The sequence below is a fragment of the Agrobacterium sp. ST15.13.013 genome, from assembly GCF_027956525.1.
Lineage (GTDB): Bacteria > Pseudomonadota > Alphaproteobacteria > Rhizobiales > Rhizobiaceae > Agrobacterium > Agrobacterium salinitolerans.
In genome coordinates this window covers 136,585-151,064 of record NZ_JAQKGP010000007.1, presented here as the reverse complement: position 1 = coordinate 151,064, position 14,480 = coordinate 136,585, and the positions used below count along the sequence as shown (strand labels likewise).

The window sequence follows — 14,480 nt, the reverse complement described above, 5'->3', positions numbered from 1 at the left end:
TTTTCCTTCCTTACAGGAAAACTATTTTAATTCGGAGGAAATCTTTGCCGCATGGCATTCGGCGTATCGCCAAAGCGGGCCTTGAAGCTCCCTGAAAAATGTCCGGCGCTGGAAAAGCCGGTGGCGAAGGCAACTTCCGCGATGGAGAGCGGGCTTTGCTCGAGCAATCGCCGGGCATGATCGAGGCGGATCGCGCGATATGTCTCCAGAAATGTCGACTTCAAATGGGTCGCAAAAAGCCGGTCGAGGTGGCGCGCGCTTGTGCCCGCCAGCTTTGCCATGGTCTGTCGGTCGAGCGGGCTTTCAATGGTCGTTTCCATTTTTTCCAGCACGGTCAGCAAGGCCGGATGGTTGGTGCCATGACGCTCCGCCGAGGAGCCGCGCTGCGGTGCACCGGGTTCGGCGACGGCCGTGTGCAGATACCAGTCGCTGACACGCCTTGCGAAATGCGCGCCCATTCTCTGCGAAATCATCGCATGCATCATGTCGAGGGGCGCAACGCCGCCGGCGCAGGTAATGCGGTCGCCATCGAAAACAAACCGCGCCTGCCGGGGCGTGAGATGGCCGAAGGCCTCTTTCAGCACCGGCGCATGTTCCCAATGGATGGTGAAATCGCGGTTTTCCAGCAATCCCGCCGCGGCCAGCACATAAGCGCCGCTGGAAATGCCCCCGATCCTGACACCCTGCCGCGCCAGCCGCCGTAACGTCCCGTAAGAATTTTCCGCAGCGGTCCAGTCCTGCGGCCCGCCGCCCGCACAGACGAAAATCGTGTGGCATTTCTCGCCGGCAGCGGTAAGCGCCTCACAGCCGACAATGATACCGGACGAGCTTCTGACCGCCTCGCCATCAAAAGACAGGGAAACCGCATCGTAAAGATCGGTTCCTGCGATCAGATTGGCGGCGCGCAACGGCTCCGCCGCCGAGGCATAGGACATCAGTGCAAAATTCGGAACGAGGATAAAACCAATGCGATGGATATTCTTCGGCTCGATGATCGTCATGTCTCTTTTTTAAATCATAATGTCCCTTATCTGCAATCCCCATCCGAACGGCATCGCTAAGCTTGCTCGATATGGTTCGAGGTACGCCAGATGCGCTATTCTGCTTTTTCGATTTTCAAGAACGGCCTTTTTGGCAACAAGGCGTGGAAACCCGCATGGCGGGATGTATCGCCGAAACTACATTATGACGTCATCATCGTTGGCGGCGGCGGGCACGGGCTGGCGACGGCCTATTATCTCGCCAAGGAATTCGGCATCACCAATGTCGCGGTGCTGGAGAAAAACTACATCGGCTCCGGCAATGTCGGCCGCAACACCACGATCATCCGCTCCAATTATCTGCTGCCGGGCAATAACCCGTTCTACGAGCTTTCGATGAAGCTATGGGAAGGTCTGGAGCAGGATTTCAATTTCAACGCCATGGTTTCCCAGCGTGGCGTGCTGAACCTCTTCCACTCCGATGCGCAGCGAGATGCCTATACAAGGCGCGGCAATGCCATGCGGCTGCACGGCGTCGATGCCGACTTGCTGGACCGCGCCTCGGTCAAGGCGATGTTGCCGTTTCTCGATTTCGACAATGCCCGCTTCCCCATTCAGGGCGGATTGCTGCAAAAGCGCGGCGGCACCGTCCGTCACGATGCCGTCGCCTGGGGTTATGCACGCGGTGCAGACAGCCGTGGCGTCGATATTGTTCAGGGCTGCGAGGTAACAGGCATTCGCCGCGAAAACGGCGCGGTCGTGGGCGTCGAGACGAGCCGCGGCTTCATCGGCTGCGGCAAGCTGGCTTTGGCAGCGGCGGGCAATTCTTCACAGGTCGCCGCCATGGCCGGGCTGAAACTGCCGATCGAAAGCCATGTGCTGCAGGCTTTCGTGTCCGAAGGGCTGAAACCCTTCATCGATGGCGTCGTCACTTTCGGGGCCGGCCATTTTTACGTCTCGCAATCCGACAAGGGCAGCCTCGTTTTCGGTGGCGATATAGACGGCTACAATTCCTATGCCCAGCGCGGCAATCTGGCGACGGTCGAACATGTGGCGGAAGCCGGCAAGGCGATGATACCGGCGCTTTCCCGCGTCCGGGTGCTGCGCTCCTGGGGCGGCATCATGGATATGTCGATGGACGGCTCTCCGATCATCGACCAAACCCCGATCGACAATCTCTATCTCAATGCCGGCTGGTGTTACGGCGGCTTCAAGGCGACGCCCGCCTCCGGTTTCTGCTTTGCCCATCTTCTCGCACGCGGCACACCGCAGGAAACGGCGACGGCCTTCCGGCTGGATCGTTTCCGGCATGGTTATCTCATCGATGAAAAAGGTCAGGGCGCACAGCCCAACCTTCATTAATCCAGCGGATCAAGGACGTTCGATATGGCAAGTCTCGTACTCTGCCCGCATTGCGGGCAAAGACCCAAGGAAGAATTCACCGTCAAGGGTGCAGCCCTCCAAAGGCCCGCCGCCGATGCTGGCTCCGATGAATGGTTCGACTATGTCTATCTGCGCGACAATCCGCGCGGAGCCTATGAGGAATATTGGCACCACACCTCCGGTTGCCGCCGCTGGCTGGTCGTGGCCCGCGATACCGTGACCCACGAAATATCCGCCTGCCGCGACGCTGCCGAAAAGACGAAAGTGACAAGCGCATGAGTTCCAACCGCCTGAAGACCGGCGGTCTGATCGACCGCTCCAAACCGCTTTCCTTCACCTTCGACGGCAAGACGATGTCAGGCTTTGCGGGTGACACCCTTGCCTCCGCCCTGCTCGCCAATGGCCAGCAGCTTGTCGGCCGCAGTTTCAAATATCACCGCCCGCGCGGCATATTGACAGCAGGCGCCGCCGAGCCGAATGCGCTGATGACCATCGGCAGCGGTGGCCGCACCGAGCCGAACACACGCGCCACCATGCAGGAGCTTTATGCCGGGCTGGAAGCGAAAAGCCAGAACCGCTGGCCCTCGCTGGATTTCGATATCGGCGCATTGACCGGCCTGCTGTCGCCCTTCCTCAGCGCAGGGTTTTACTACAAGACCTTCATGTGGCCCGCCGCCTTCTGGGAAAAAATCTACGAGCCCTTCATCCGCAAGGCGGCCGGCCTCGGCAAGGCGAGCTACGAGGCGGACCCGGATACCTATGACAAATGCTGGGCGCATTGCGACCTGCTGGTGATCGGCGCGGGCGCTACAGGACTTGCGGCAGCCCTTGCCGCCGGCCGCGCCGGAGCGCGCGTCATCATCGTCGATGAACATTCCGTGGCAGGTGGCGGGCTTCTTTCCGAAACCGCGACCGTCGGCGGCAGGAGCGCTGCGGATTTCGCCGCGAGCTGCGTCGCCGAACTCGAAGCCCTGCCTGATGTGACGGTGCTGACGCGAACAACGGCTTTCGGCTGGTATGACGGCAATGTCTTCGGCGCGGTGGAGCGGGTGCAGAAACACCTGGCGAACCCGAACGTGCATGTGCCTGTGGAGCGCCTGTGGCGCATTGTGGCCAAGCGCGCTTTGCTCGCCACCGGCGCGGAAGAGCGACCGCTGGTGTTCGGCGGCAACGATATTCCCGGCGTGATGATGGCCGGCGCGATGCGCAGCTATCTCAACCGCTATGCCGTCAGCCCCGGCAAAACGGCGGCGATTTTCACCACCAATGACAGCGGTTATGCACTCGCCCGCGATCTGGAGGCACAGGGCATTCCTCTTGCCGCCATCATCGATAGCCGCGAGCAGGGTCATCCCGGCTATGACGGCAAGGCGCGTGTCATCAAGGGTGGCGTCGTTTCGAATGCGAAGGGCGGCAAGGCGCTTTCCGCCATCGAGATTTATGCGAATGGGCGCACGGAAAGCCTTGATGTCGATGCGCTGGCGATGTCGGGCGGTTTCAGCCCCGTCATCCATCTCGCCTGCCATCGCGGCGGCAAACTGGTCTGGTCGGAAGACCATGCCGCTTTCCTGGCACCCGGCAACCTCAAAGGTTTGGACCTCGCCGGCGCGGTTTGCGCAACAAACGGTATCGCAGCCTGCCTTGAGGACGGCGCGCGAAAGGGCGCGGCACTGGCGCAAGACCTCGGTTTTGCATCAACCATACCGGCATTCGGCATGGTGGAAAACGATATCGTGGCTCCTCCCGCAAAGGCGCTCTGGTCCATCCCCGGTATCAAGGCGAAAGCCTTTGTCGATTACCAGAACGATGTTCATCGCAAGGATCTGGGCCTCGCCATCCGTGAAGGTTATGGCCATGTCGAACTGGCCAAGCGTTATACGACAAACGGCATGGCGACCGATCAGGGCAAGCTTTCCAATGTCAATGCCATCGGGTTGCTGGCCGAAGCGCGTGGCGTTTCCCCGGCGGAGGTCGGCACCACCACCTTTCGGCCCTTTTATACGCCCGTCTCCTTCGGCGCCCTGACAGGAGCCTATCACGGCCATCATTTCCAGCCGGTGCGCAAATCGCCGCTACATGGCTGGGCCGAGAAAAATGGCGCGGTCTTCGTTGAAACAGGTCTCTGGTATCGCTCCTCCTGGTTTCCCCGCGAGGGTGAAAACGGCTGGCGGGAAAGCGTCGACCGTGAGGTTTTGAATGTTCGCAAGAATGCCGGGCTCTGCGATGTGTCGATGCTCGGCAAGATCGAAATCTGTGGCAAGGACGCCGCCGAATTCCTCAACCGGGTCTATTGCAACGCTTTCCTAAAGCTGCCGGTCGGCAAGGCGCGATATGGCCTGATGCTGCGTGAAGACGGCATGATCTATGATGACGGCACCACCAGCCGGCTGGAAGAAAACCGCTTTTTCATGACGACCACCACCGCCTACGCGGCGGGCGTCATGAACCATCTGGAATTCTGCGCCCAGGCGCTCTGGCCGCACCTCGACGTGCGACTTTCCTCCGTCACAGACCAGTGGGCGCAGATGGCGATTGCCGGACCAGAGGCGCGCACCATTCTTCAGAAAATCGTCGATGAAGATATTTCCGACGAGGCCTTTCCCTTCCTTGCAGCCCGGGAAGTCTCTCTGTTTGGCGGGCAACTGCATGGACGCCTGTTCCGGATCTCCTTTTCCGGTGAACTGGCCTACGAGCTTGCCGTCCCGGCCGGTTACGGTGAAAGCGTTGCCGACGCGCTGCTGGAAGCTGGCAAGCCGGAGAATATCATGCCCTATGGCGTAGAGGCGCTCGGTGTGTTGCGTATCGAAAAGGGCCATGTCACCCACAATGAAATCAACGGCACGGTGGTGCCCGCCGATCTCGGCTTCGGCAAAATGGTCTCCGCCACGAAGGCCGATTTCATTGGCCGACGGATGCTGGAACGCGAGGGGCTTTCCGCCACCGACCGTCCGAGCCTCGTCGGCGTCGTGCCGCTTGATCCAAGACAGTCTTTCCGCACCGGCTCGCATATTCTTGCGAAGGATGCCGCGGCAACGCTGGAGAACGATCAGGGTTATGTGACCTCCAGCGCGTTCTCACCGCATTTAGGTTCAACGATCGGTCTCGCCCTGGTCAAGAATGGCCGTGCGCGGCATGGCGAGGAAATCATGGTCTGGAACGGCCTGCGTAGCGAATTTACTCAAGCCCGCCTTTGCAACCCGGTTTTTGTCGATCCTCAAAACGAGAAACTCCATGTCTGATTTCAAGTCTGGCTTCCGGCCGGCGCTGCGCCCGGTGCTGGGCGCGAAGCGGGCAATTGCCTCCACCGCCATCAAGCTCTCTCCCCTGCCGGAAGGCGCGATCATCCATGTTCTGGCCGCACCCGACGCAACGGATTTGGAAGCCCGCCTTCGCCACCTTGCCAAAGGCGATATACGCGCGGTCTCACCGGGCCAATGGTTTATCGTCGGTGAACAACCTCTGCCTCACGCTGATGTGAAGGCGCTTCTTACGGCGCTCGAACCTCAGGCAACGGGTGTCGACCAGAGCCAGGGACGCGTTCGCATTCGCATCGAAGGCAAGATGGCCGAGCGGGTTCTGGCCAAAGGCACGGCGGTCGACCTGTCTCTATTAGCCTTCCCGGTAGGACATTCCGTCGCGACGCTGATCGGCCACATCGCCGCCCACCTCACCCGGCTTGACGGGCGGGTCTTCGAAGTCATCGTGCTGCGCGGTTTTGCCGAAAGCCTGTGGGACGACCTTGCCCGGATGAGCCTCGAATTCCAGTGATCGTGCCGGTCAGGTCCAGATGCTTTCGGGCGTCAGGATTTCGAAAGGAACGATCCGCTGTTCAACGGAGGACGAATCTCCGTTCTCGATGCGCCGCAACATCACGTCGATCAACTGCTGCGGCATCCTGTCGAGAGGAAGCGGCAGCGAGGCGGTGATCAGCCCTTCGTTGAGGCCTTTTCTTGTTTCCGGTCCGATGTCGTTGCAGATGATTTTTATGTCGCGCTGCCGCTCGGCAGGCAATTCCCTGAGTGCACGCAGAACACCCGATATGCCGCCGCCATTGACATAAATCCCCCTGAGCCCCGGTTCGGCAGCAATCATATCCCGCACGATGACATAGGCATTTTCCGGTTCCTCGTGGGTCAGCAGGGTTTCCACGACCTGAAGTTCGGGTGTGTTTTCGCGCATATAGGAGCGGAAGCTTGCGTCCGAAACATCCTGGCACTGATACCGATTGCTACCGATCAGCGGCACGACCACGCCCTCGCCCTTAACCGTCTGGCTGAGGAACCATGCCGCCGTGCGGCCGCGTTTCCAGCTGTCGGTGCCGACAAAGCCCGCGCGGCTCGCCGCCGACAGATCGGATACGTAAGTCACCACGGGAACGCCCTTGCCTCGCAGCTCGTCGATCGCCTGGCTGACGAGCGGATGATCGGCCGTCACCACCGCGATTGCGCCGCAGGATTGTCCCATTTTCAAGAGATCGGAGGACACAGCTTCCGGTGAAAGATCATCCTCGAAAACTATATCCGGCTCGATGATGCTATCCGGCCGCTGGCGTGCGGCAGCGACAATCCCTTCCGCCCAAAGCCGGTAAAGCGACCGGTGGGATTGCTGTAACAGAAAACCGAGCCGGTGATGAGGCATGGCCTCGCGGCGACGGTCCCTGATAGTGCCGAGACCATAAAAACCGATCTCCTCCGCCGCCTTGAATATCTGATCGATCGTATCCTGACGTACGGCAGTCGAGCCGTGCAGCAACCGATTGACCGTGGAGATGCTTACACCGGCGGCTTTCGCAAGATCGGCAATGGTCGGTCGATTCATGACGCCTCACAATTGTATCATCCATGAATGACATAAAATGATATTTATTGCAACATTAAATGAAATATAAATTCCATTTCCATGAAGATGGAAGATATAAACCCTCCTGTCGTTAAGGCCCGTCGGGAGAATGGGCAGGGAGGAAACAATGGCATTTGTCAGGAAATTTCTCGCAACGGGCGCGGTGTCGCTCGTGGTGGCGTCCGGCGCGGTTGCAGCCACTATAGCCCTTGTCGGAGACAAGAATGACGATGCGGTCTGGAACCTCATCCAAAAGGATGTCAACAACGCACGCCTCGCGGCCGAGGCGAATGGCGGCAAGGTCAACTACCTGCGTTTGCAGACCTATGACAATTTCGCGCCAGATGTGGTGCAGCTGATCCAGGCCGCCATCGGCCAGAAGGTCGCGGTGAGGCGCTCGCCGATCTCGGCGCCGAGGTGGAAAATTTAATGGCCAACCATGACGGCCATCCGCCGCAGCCGCCATCGAATTAAAGCATTTCGAGTAAGAGCGATTGCGCTTTTACGTCCGGAAAATTCGTAAAAACAAAAACACAAAGCAAGGATCAGGACCGTTGAAAATCGCCCTAGACCCCCATATGCACCGCCATCTCAGCCTTGAAGTCCTTCCCGCCAAGGTGAAGGAACTTGGTTACGATTGGATCGAACTCAGTCCGCGCGCCGATTTCCTCGAATGGTTCAAGGCACCGCGCGCCTTTCCCGAGCGGATCAAGTCTTTCAAGAAGGCGCTGAGGGACGCTGATGTCGGCATCGCCTCGCTGCTGCCGATGTATCGCTGGGCCTCCAATGACGAAACCGAGCGGCAGGCGGCGGTCAAACACTGGAAACGCGCCATCGAGATCGCCATCGAACTCGAAGTCGACACGATGAACTCCGAATTCGGCCGCGGACCGCATCCCGACAAGGGTTCATGTTATTGCTGCCACACCGGCTCGATGATCGAGGCCTGCGAGGATGCCTGGTGGCGCTCGATGGAAGAACTGGTGCCGATATTCGAGCGCGAAAACATCAACCTGCATGTCGAGCCGCATCCGGAAGACTGGTGCGAAACGCTGCAGCCGGCGCTGGACATCATCCGCACCGTCAATTCGAAGAACGTCAAGTTCCTCTATTGCGCACCGCATACCTTTTATTTCGGCGACGACACCAAGGCGATGCTGCGCGAAGCCAAGGACGTGCTCGCCCATGTGCATGTGGGCGATACCTTCAACCACAAGGCCAGCTCCGGGTTGCGCTATATCCTCAACCCGCCGGGCACGCAGGCGCGAGTGCACCAGCACCTGAATATCGGCCAGGGCGAAGTGCCATGGGACGACTTCTTCGCCACGCTTTCCGAAATCGGCTTTGACGGCATCATGACCTCCTGCGTCTTCGCCTGGGAGGACAGGGCGGATGAATCAGGCCGGTTCATGCGCACCAAGATGCAGGACTATATCGACCTTTATTTCAGAAAATAACGAGGCAGCCGGGCGCTGCGGCCGAGACGGCCCTTGGGGAACACCGTCATTCGAACGATCAAATGGAAAGACGATTGACATGATCAATGGAGAAAGACTGATTTCGCGCCCGTTGCGCTGGGCCATGGTGGGCGGCGGTCGCACAGGACAGGTGGGCTACAAACATCGCACAGGCGCTCTGCGCGACGGCGGCTACCAACTCGTCGCCGGCGCCTTCGATCTCGATGCCGAAATGGGCCGCGATTTCGGCGTCAACATCGGCGTGGCGGCGGAACGCTGCTATCAGGATTACAAGGCGCTGATTGCCGGCGAAACCGCGCGCGAAGACGGCGTTGACGTCGTCTCCATCGCCACCCCCAATTTCACCCACTACGAAATCACTAAAGCCTGTCTTCAGGCGGGACTGCATGTCATCTGCGAAAAACCGCTATTCTTCACGGTGGCCGAATGCGATGAGGTGGCGCGGCTGGCCGAACAGAAGGGGCTGATTGTCGGCGTTACCTATGGCTATACCGGGCATCCGCTCGTCCACCAGATGGCGGCCATGGTCAAAAAGGGAATGCTGGGCGACATCCGTATCGTCGACCTGCAATATACCCACGGCTTCAATGCCGGTGACGACGTGGGCGCGGGCGAAGCCGTCAAGTGGCGCACCAATCCCCGCACTGCCGGCCCAACCTTCGTGCTCGGCGATATCGGCACGCATCTCTATTATCTCTCGCAAATCGTGCTCCCTCACATGAAGGTGGAACGGCTGCTCTGCGACCGCAAGGCCTTCATCCCCACGCGCGCGCCGCTGGAAGACCACGCCACAGTCTTGATGCATTATGACAATGGCGCACGCGGCCGTCTCTGGGTCTCTTCGGTGAATGCCGGCAATATGGGGTCGCAGCGTTACCGTTTCGTCGGCTCCAAGGCCTCACTCGAATGGTCAGATTCCCACCCCGACCAGCTGATCTACGAGGTTCAGGGCGAACCCGGACGCATCTTGCATCACGGCATGCCTTATCTGGAACAGGAAAGCCTCGCCATAGACCGCATGGGCGCGCTGCATACCGAAGGTCTTGGGGATAGCTGGTCGAATATCTATCTCTGGATCGCCCAGGCGATCGACGCGGCAAACCGCGGTGACAGGGCTTTCCTGAAAACCCACCATTATCCCGGCATCGCGGCCGGCACCGAAGGCGTTCGCTGGCTGGAGAACTGCGTCCGCTCGGCCGACGCCGGCGCCGCCTGGATCGACTTCGCATAATCAGATTGGCTACACGCCCTTCAAGCCACTATCAGCCGCCGAGACCTGCTTCGGGCCGCAGAACGCGGCCAGCATCAATTGCGCCCCGAGGATGCCATGACCAACCAGATCACCATCACCACCGCTCCCTGCTGCTGGGGCGTCGACGACGTCAAAAACCCCCATCTGCCCCATTGGGAAAAGGTGTTGGACGAGACAAAGGCCGCCGGTTTCGGCGGCCTGGAACTCGGCCCCTACGGTTATCTGCCGCTCGACCTCGAGCGCGTTTCGCAGGCGCTCAATGGGCGCGACTTGAAGATCGTCGCCGGCACGATCTTCGACGATCTGGTCTCACCTCAGAACCGCGACAATCTGCTGCGCCAGACTGATGAAATCTGCGCGCTGATCACCCGCCTGCCAAAACCGGAAACCCATGCCGGCCAACGCTTTTCCGCCCCCTATTTGACGGTGATGGACTGGGGCCATGACGAGCGGGACTATGCCGCCGGCCATTCCGATCGTGCGCCGCGCCTCGATGGCGGCGCATGGAGCGGCATGGTCGAAAACATCCGCGCCATCGCAACCCTCGCCCGTGACAAATATGACGTGCGCGCCACCATCCACCCCCATGCCGGCGGTTACATCGAATTTGCCGATGAGTTGCAGCAGATCGTCGACGACATTCCCGCCGATCTGGCTGGCTTGTGCCTCGATACCGGCCATATGGCCTATTCGGGCATGGACCCCGTCACCACGCTTCGTCGCTATTGGGATCGCGTCGATTATATTCATTTCAAGGACATCGACGCCACGGTTTTTGAAAAGGTGATGGCAGAACGCATCCGCTTCTTCGACGCCTGCGCCAAGGGCGTCATGTGCCCTATCGGTCGCGGCTCAATCGATTATCCGGCCATCCGCCGCCTTCTGACGGAACTTGGCTATGGCGGTTATATCACCATCGAACAGGAGCGCGACCCGCGCAATGCCGGCGGCATTCTGGACGATCTGGCGGCCAGCAGAGCATTTCTCGCCGAGTGCGGGTTCTAAGCGTTGACCTGAGCCACTGAACTTCTTCCGAATTTTGGTCGCGGGGCAAGAAATCGAAGACTCTCCGAAATTCCGGAGGAAACTTGGGTCTCAGGGCCTTGGGAGGCCTCGTCCTGCTGGTCGGTCTTGAGATAAAGCGGGACATCCCATCCGCGCTGCGGGGATGGGCGATACCAATAGCGACCGATATCCCGTCAAGACCGTTGCCGTCAGAACGGCAACGGTCGTTATCACGCCTTACTCTTTGGCAAGAGCCATGGCCTTGATCCTGCGCGCGCGGCGGGCCAGCACCAATGGGAGGATGGCAACACCTGCCGCCATGCACCACAAGACGATGGAGATGGTGCTGCTGAAGAGGATGGAGACGTCTCCCCCGGAGATCGCGAGGGCATTGCGCAAGTTCACCTCCATGACGCGTCCCAGCACGAAACCAAGGATGATCGGCGCCATATCGAAACCGACCTTGCGCAACAACCAGCCCAGGAAGCCGATAGCCAGCATGAGCACGATCGAGAAGACCGAGGCGTGCGTGGAATAGACGCCGACGATCGACAGGACGAGGATGCCTGGAACAAGCAACCAGTTCGGCACCGTCAGCACGCGAGCGAATATGTTAACGAGCGGCAGGTTGAGTGCGAGCAGGATAAAGTTGCCCACAAAAAGCGAGGCGATGAGGCCGCCGACGACTTCGGGGCGCTCTGCAAGCAACATTGGGCCTGGCTGTATGTTGTAAAGCATCAGCGCACCCAGCATCACGGCGGTGGTGCCCGATCCGGGAACACCGAGTGTGAGCATGGGAACGAAGGCGCCGGCGGCTGTCGCATTATTCGCCGCCTCGGGCGCCGCCAATCCTCGCACATCGCCCTTGCCGAAGGTGCCTTCCGAGTCCGAGATGCGTTTTTCAGTGGTATAGGATACAGCGGAAGATACCGACGCGCCGGTCCCTGGCAAGACGCCGACGACAAAGCCGATAAGCGACCCGCGTACCGTCGCACCGGCGCTTTTGACGACATCCGCCCAGCGAGCGGTCGTGCGCCCGAGTTCGCGGATCACCGTGACGCCCCTGCCCTGGTGCTCCAGAATGAGCATTGCTTCGGAAATCGAGAACAGACCGATGACGAGCACGACGAATTCGATACCGTCGCCCAGTTCCGGTTCGTTGAAGGTGAAGCGATAAGCGCCGGAGGTGGCGTCAAGGCCAACGGTTGCCAGCATCAAACCGAGCATACAGCCGATCAGCGTTTTGGTGGGCTGGGAGCCGACCATGGATCCGAGCGTTGCAAAGGCGAAGACCATAAGCACAAAATATTCGGCGGGACCGAAACCGATGGCAAGCCCGGATAGCACGGGCGCAAACAGCGCCAAACCGATAGAGCCAATTATACCTCCGACAAAGGATGAAATTCCGGAAAGCGCCAGCGCTTCGCCAGCGCGTCCCTGCCGGGCCATCGGATAGCCGTCCATCGCCGTCATGACGGCGCCGGCATCACCTGGAACATTGAGCAGAATTGAGGAAATACGTCCGCCATATTCTGCGCCACAATAAACCGCGGCCAACAGGATCATGGTGCTTTCCGCCGGCAGCCCCATCGAATACGCGATCGGCATCAGCAGCGCGATCCCGTTGATCGGGCCAATGGCTGGCAGTGCCCCAACCATTGTGCCGATGAAGCAGCCAATGAAACCGATAAGAAGATTCTGCCCGGTGAGAGCAACGGCAAAGCCGTGCCAGAGATAGTCGAAATTCATGATAAGAACCTTTCGGGATTGCGACTTGGCTCAGCCACCAAACATGGAACCGACCGGCAGATAGACTTCGAGCAAGAAGTCGAAGACGAACCACCAAAGCAGCGCATGTCCCACAGCACCAGCCAGAGCCGTTTTGAGCGGCGCACCGAAGAGGAGACCGGAGCCGAAGGTCAGCACGAGAATGGAGACGAAAAAGCCGGCGGGTTCAAAAAGCAGCGCAGCGATCAAGACCAAAGCCGGTATGGCGAGCACCCTGGTGAGAAGCGGCCCGTCTGGAAACCCTTCCACCGAACCGGGCGAAAGGTAATAGACGATTGCGAGCGCACCGAGGATGAAGGCAAGGGCCACCGGGAAAACGCGGGGGCCGAGCGGATCGGAGGCGAAAGCGTAGTCGATGACGCTTCCGCCAAAGCCATAGGCAATCGCAAGCAGCAGGAGAATGACAGCCGAGACGCGACCAATCAGCCGGGCGTTACGCGGCTCGGTGTTACGGGCTTCTGACATTATAGCCTCACAAAAGGGGATGATAGGCGAGGCTGTTTTCAGCCCTCGCCATGTGTAAAAAGCTGGACGGATTTCGAAGCTCTCGCACCAATCCCGTGGTCCGGAGATCGCTTCAGATCGAAACTTGCCGGGCGAAAGCATCGAGCCCGGCAAGGGTTGCCTCACATGCCGGATTCCTTGGCAAGAACCTTGAAGCGCGCCACATCTTCCTTGACGCGGTTCTCGAAATCTTGACCGAGAAGGGTGAACTCGAAGAGACCGCGCGCTTCGCGCTCCTTTGCAAATTCAGGGGTGGCGGCCATTTTCTTGAGGGCGTCGACCCACCAGTTGTAGTCCTCGTCGGAAACATCCTTGCCGACATAGTAGCCACGCCAGATAGGCCAATCGATATCGAATCCCTGCTCCTTGGCCGTGGGCACACTCGCTAGCTCACCCGGCAGACGCTCCGGCGCCATCACGGCCAGGATGCGAACCTTGCCGGCAACGTGATGCTTGACCATTTCAGCTGCATCACCGGAACCGACCTTCACATGGCCGCCTTCGAGTGCAGTCAGCACCGCTCCGCCGCCTTCAAGAGCCACATAGCGCATTTTCTTGGCGTCCTGGCCGGCTGCCTTTGCGAGCAGCGACCCCTTCATCCAATCCTGCGAGCCAACGGCGCCACCACCGGCAATAGGAAAATCGTTCGGGCTTGCCTTGTATGCATCAACAAGTTCGCCGAGCGTCTTGTATGGCGAATCGGCGGCCACGACGAGAACACCGTAATCGGCGCCGAGCGCCCCGAGCCAGCGCACACCCGTTTCGTCATATTTGCCGAATTTCCCTTGGGCGATCAGCAAGGCGGAACCGGACGAAGCAGCCGTGATCAGATTGCCGTCCTTGCCCCGTTTGCCAATCACATGGTTGAAGGCCACCGCCCCGACGCCCCCTTCCATGTAAGTCACAACCATGGGTCTGGAGATCTGTTTGGTCTCCAAAAGAGCATTGCCGGCCAATCGGCACGTCAGGTCGAAGCCGCCGCCGGGTTTTGCACCAGCAAGGCATTCAGGCTTCGATGGTTCGGCGGATGCGGCCATGGTCATGCAGAGCGTACCGAAAGCGGCAGCGGCGATTGTCTTCATCGTCATACGGATCATTGATCTCTCCCATTCATCCCTGAGACCGGGAGGACCGCAATGCTCGCATCGGTCCAGCACAACCGGAACAGTGGTTGGCTATCGGCGACGGTGCAGAATTCCTCCTCGGGTCGACTTGTTCTCTCCCTTGAAGTCGACGCGCAGAAAATAAAGC

13 protein-coding genes are annotated in these 14,480 nt (G+C 59.6%); 8 read left to right on the top strand and 5 right to left on the bottom strand.

Annotated features, from left to right (window positions below; genetic code table 11):
- Positions 1-26 precede the first annotated feature (26 nt).
- Positions 27-1,001 carry a GlxA family transcriptional regulator gene (locus tag PL597_RS09810; protein ID WP_271365042.1) on the bottom strand — a complete coding sequence of 325 codons (975 nt, stop codon included), beginning with the start codon at positions 999-1,001 and terminating at the stop codon, positions 27-29.
- 90 nt (positions 1,002-1,091) lie between these two features.
- Here PL597_RS09810 and PL597_RS09805 point away from each other — a divergent pair, with 90 nt between their 5' ends.
- From PL597_RS09805 to PL597_RS09790, 4 genes are read left to right on the top strand one after another with little or no spacing between them, the layout of a single operon-like run.
- Positions 1,092-2,342, top strand: a complete 1,251-nt coding sequence (locus PL597_RS09805; protein WP_271365041.1) for a sarcosine oxidase subunit beta family protein — start codon at positions 1,092-1,094, stop codon at positions 2,340-2,342.
- 24 nt (positions 2,343-2,366) lie between these two features.
- On the top strand, positions 2,367-2,642 hold the full coding sequence (locus PL597_RS09800) for a sarcosine oxidase subunit delta (RefSeq protein WP_271365040.1): 276 nt from the start codon (positions 2,367-2,369) through the stop codon (positions 2,640-2,642).
- Positions 2,639-5,602, top strand: coding sequence for a sarcosine oxidase subunit alpha (locus tag PL597_RS09795; protein WP_271365039.1), 2,964 nt, complete (start codon positions 2,639-2,641; stop codon positions 5,600-5,602). The genes PL597_RS09800 and PL597_RS09795 overlap by 4 nt, the downstream gene beginning before the upstream one ends.
- A complete protein-coding gene (locus PL597_RS09790) occupies positions 5,595-6,131 on the top strand; it encodes a sarcosine oxidase subunit gamma (protein WP_271365038.1) in 537 nt (178 codons plus the stop codon). The genes PL597_RS09795 and PL597_RS09790 overlap by 8 nt, the downstream gene beginning before the upstream one ends.
- A 9-nt stretch (positions 6,132-6,140) precedes the next feature.
- On the opposite strand, the gene PL597_RS09785 is transcribed toward PL597_RS09790, so the two are convergent.
- Positions 6,141-7,181 (bottom strand): LacI family DNA-binding transcriptional regulator, encoded by a 1,041-nt coding sequence (locus PL597_RS09785; RefSeq protein WP_077983543.1) that lies wholly within the window; start codon positions 7,179-7,181, stop codon positions 6,141-6,143.
- A 148-nt stretch (positions 7,182-7,329) separates the two neighbouring features.
- Here PL597_RS09785 and PL597_RS09780 point away from each other — a divergent pair, with 148 nt between their 5' ends.
- The 4 genes from PL597_RS09780 to PL597_RS09765 all read left to right on the top strand — a co-directional run bounded on the left by PL597_RS09780 (position 7,330) and on the right by PL597_RS09765 (position 10,937).
- Positions 7,330-7,632: a hypothetical protein gene (locus tag PL597_RS09780; protein ID WP_244614268.1), complete on the top strand. Its 303-nt coding sequence runs from the start codon at positions 7,330-7,332 to the stop codon at positions 7,630-7,632.
- A 124-nt stretch (positions 7,633-7,756) separates the two neighbouring features.
- Entirely contained in the window at positions 7,757-8,659 is a 903-nt protein-coding gene (locus PL597_RS09775) for a sugar phosphate isomerase/epimerase family protein (RefSeq protein WP_137411349.1), read from the top strand.
- Positions 8,660-8,738: 79 nt separating this feature from the next.
- Positions 8,739-9,911, top strand: coding sequence for a Gfo/Idh/MocA family protein (locus PL597_RS09770; protein WP_077983544.1), 1,173 nt, complete (start codon positions 8,739-8,741; stop codon positions 9,909-9,911).
- 96 nt (positions 9,912-10,007) lie between these two features.
- Complete coding sequence (locus PL597_RS09765) at positions 10,008-10,937, top strand: sugar phosphate isomerase/epimerase family protein (protein WP_137411347.1); 930 nt, start codon at positions 10,008-10,010, stop codon at positions 10,935-10,937.
- A gap of 237 nt (positions 10,938-11,174) precedes the next feature.
- Here the strand turns inward: PL597_RS09765 and PL597_RS09760 are convergent, their stop codons facing one another.
- The 3 genes from PL597_RS09760 to PL597_RS09750 form a co-directional block, all read right to left on the bottom strand.
- Positions 11,175-12,686, bottom strand: a complete 1,512-nt coding sequence (locus PL597_RS09760) for a tripartite tricarboxylate transporter permease (protein ID WP_142913505.1) — start codon at positions 12,684-12,686, stop codon at positions 11,175-11,177.
- Positions 12,687-12,716: 30 nt separating this feature from the next.
- Positions 12,717-13,190 (bottom strand): tripartite tricarboxylate transporter TctB family protein, encoded by a 474-nt coding sequence (locus tag PL597_RS09755; protein ID WP_137411346.1) that lies wholly within the window; start codon positions 13,188-13,190, stop codon positions 12,717-12,719.
- 161 nt (positions 13,191-13,351) lie between these two features.
- On the bottom strand, positions 13,352-14,326 hold the full coding sequence (locus PL597_RS09750) for a Bug family tripartite tricarboxylate transporter substrate binding protein (protein ID WP_077983548.1): 975 nt from the start codon (positions 14,324-14,326) through the stop codon (positions 13,352-13,354).
- Between the last annotated feature and the right edge of the window lie 154 nt (positions 14,327-14,480).

Coding starts and splice junctions, on each gene's coding strand:
- PL597_RS09780 (WP_244614268.1), top strand. CDS start 7,330: ATGGCATTTGTCAGGAAATTTCTCGCAACGGGCGCGGTGTCGCTCGTG.
- PL597_RS09765 (WP_137411347.1), top strand. CDS start 10,008: ATGACCAACCAGATCACCATCACCACCGCTCCCTGCTGCTGGGGCGTC.
- PL597_RS09750 (WP_077983548.1), bottom strand. CDS start 14,326: ATGATCCGTATGACGATGAAGACAATCGCCGCTGCCGCTTTCGGTACG.
- PL597_RS09810 (WP_271365042.1), bottom strand. CDS start 1,001: ATGACGATCATCGAGCCGAAGAATATCCATCGCATTGGTTTTATCCTC.
- PL597_RS09800 (WP_271365040.1), top strand. CDS start 2,367: ATGGCAAGTCTCGTACTCTGCCCGCATTGCGGGCAAAGACCCAAGGAA.
- PL597_RS09790 (WP_271365038.1), top strand. CDS start 5,595: ATGTCTGATTTCAAGTCTGGCTTCCGGCCGGCGCTGCGCCCGGTGCTG.
- PL597_RS09760 (WP_142913505.1), bottom strand. CDS start 12,686: ATGAATTTCGACTATCTCTGGCACGGCTTTGCCGTTGCTCTCACCGGG.
- PL597_RS09795 (WP_271365039.1), top strand. CDS start 2,639: ATGAGTTCCAACCGCCTGAAGACCGGCGGTCTGATCGACCGCTCCAAA.
- PL597_RS09770 (WP_077983544.1), top strand. CDS start 8,739: ATGATCAATGGAGAAAGACTGATTTCGCGCCCGTTGCGCTGGGCCATG.
- PL597_RS09805 (WP_271365041.1), top strand. CDS start 1,092: ATGCGCTATTCTGCTTTTTCGATTTTCAAGAACGGCCTTTTTGGCAAC.
- PL597_RS09755 (WP_137411346.1), bottom strand. CDS start 13,190: ATGTCAGAAGCCCGTAACACCGAGCCGCGTAACGCCCGGCTGATTGGT.
- PL597_RS09785 (WP_077983543.1), bottom strand. CDS start 7,181: ATGAATCGACCGACCATTGCCGATCTTGCGAAAGCCGCCGGTGTAAGC.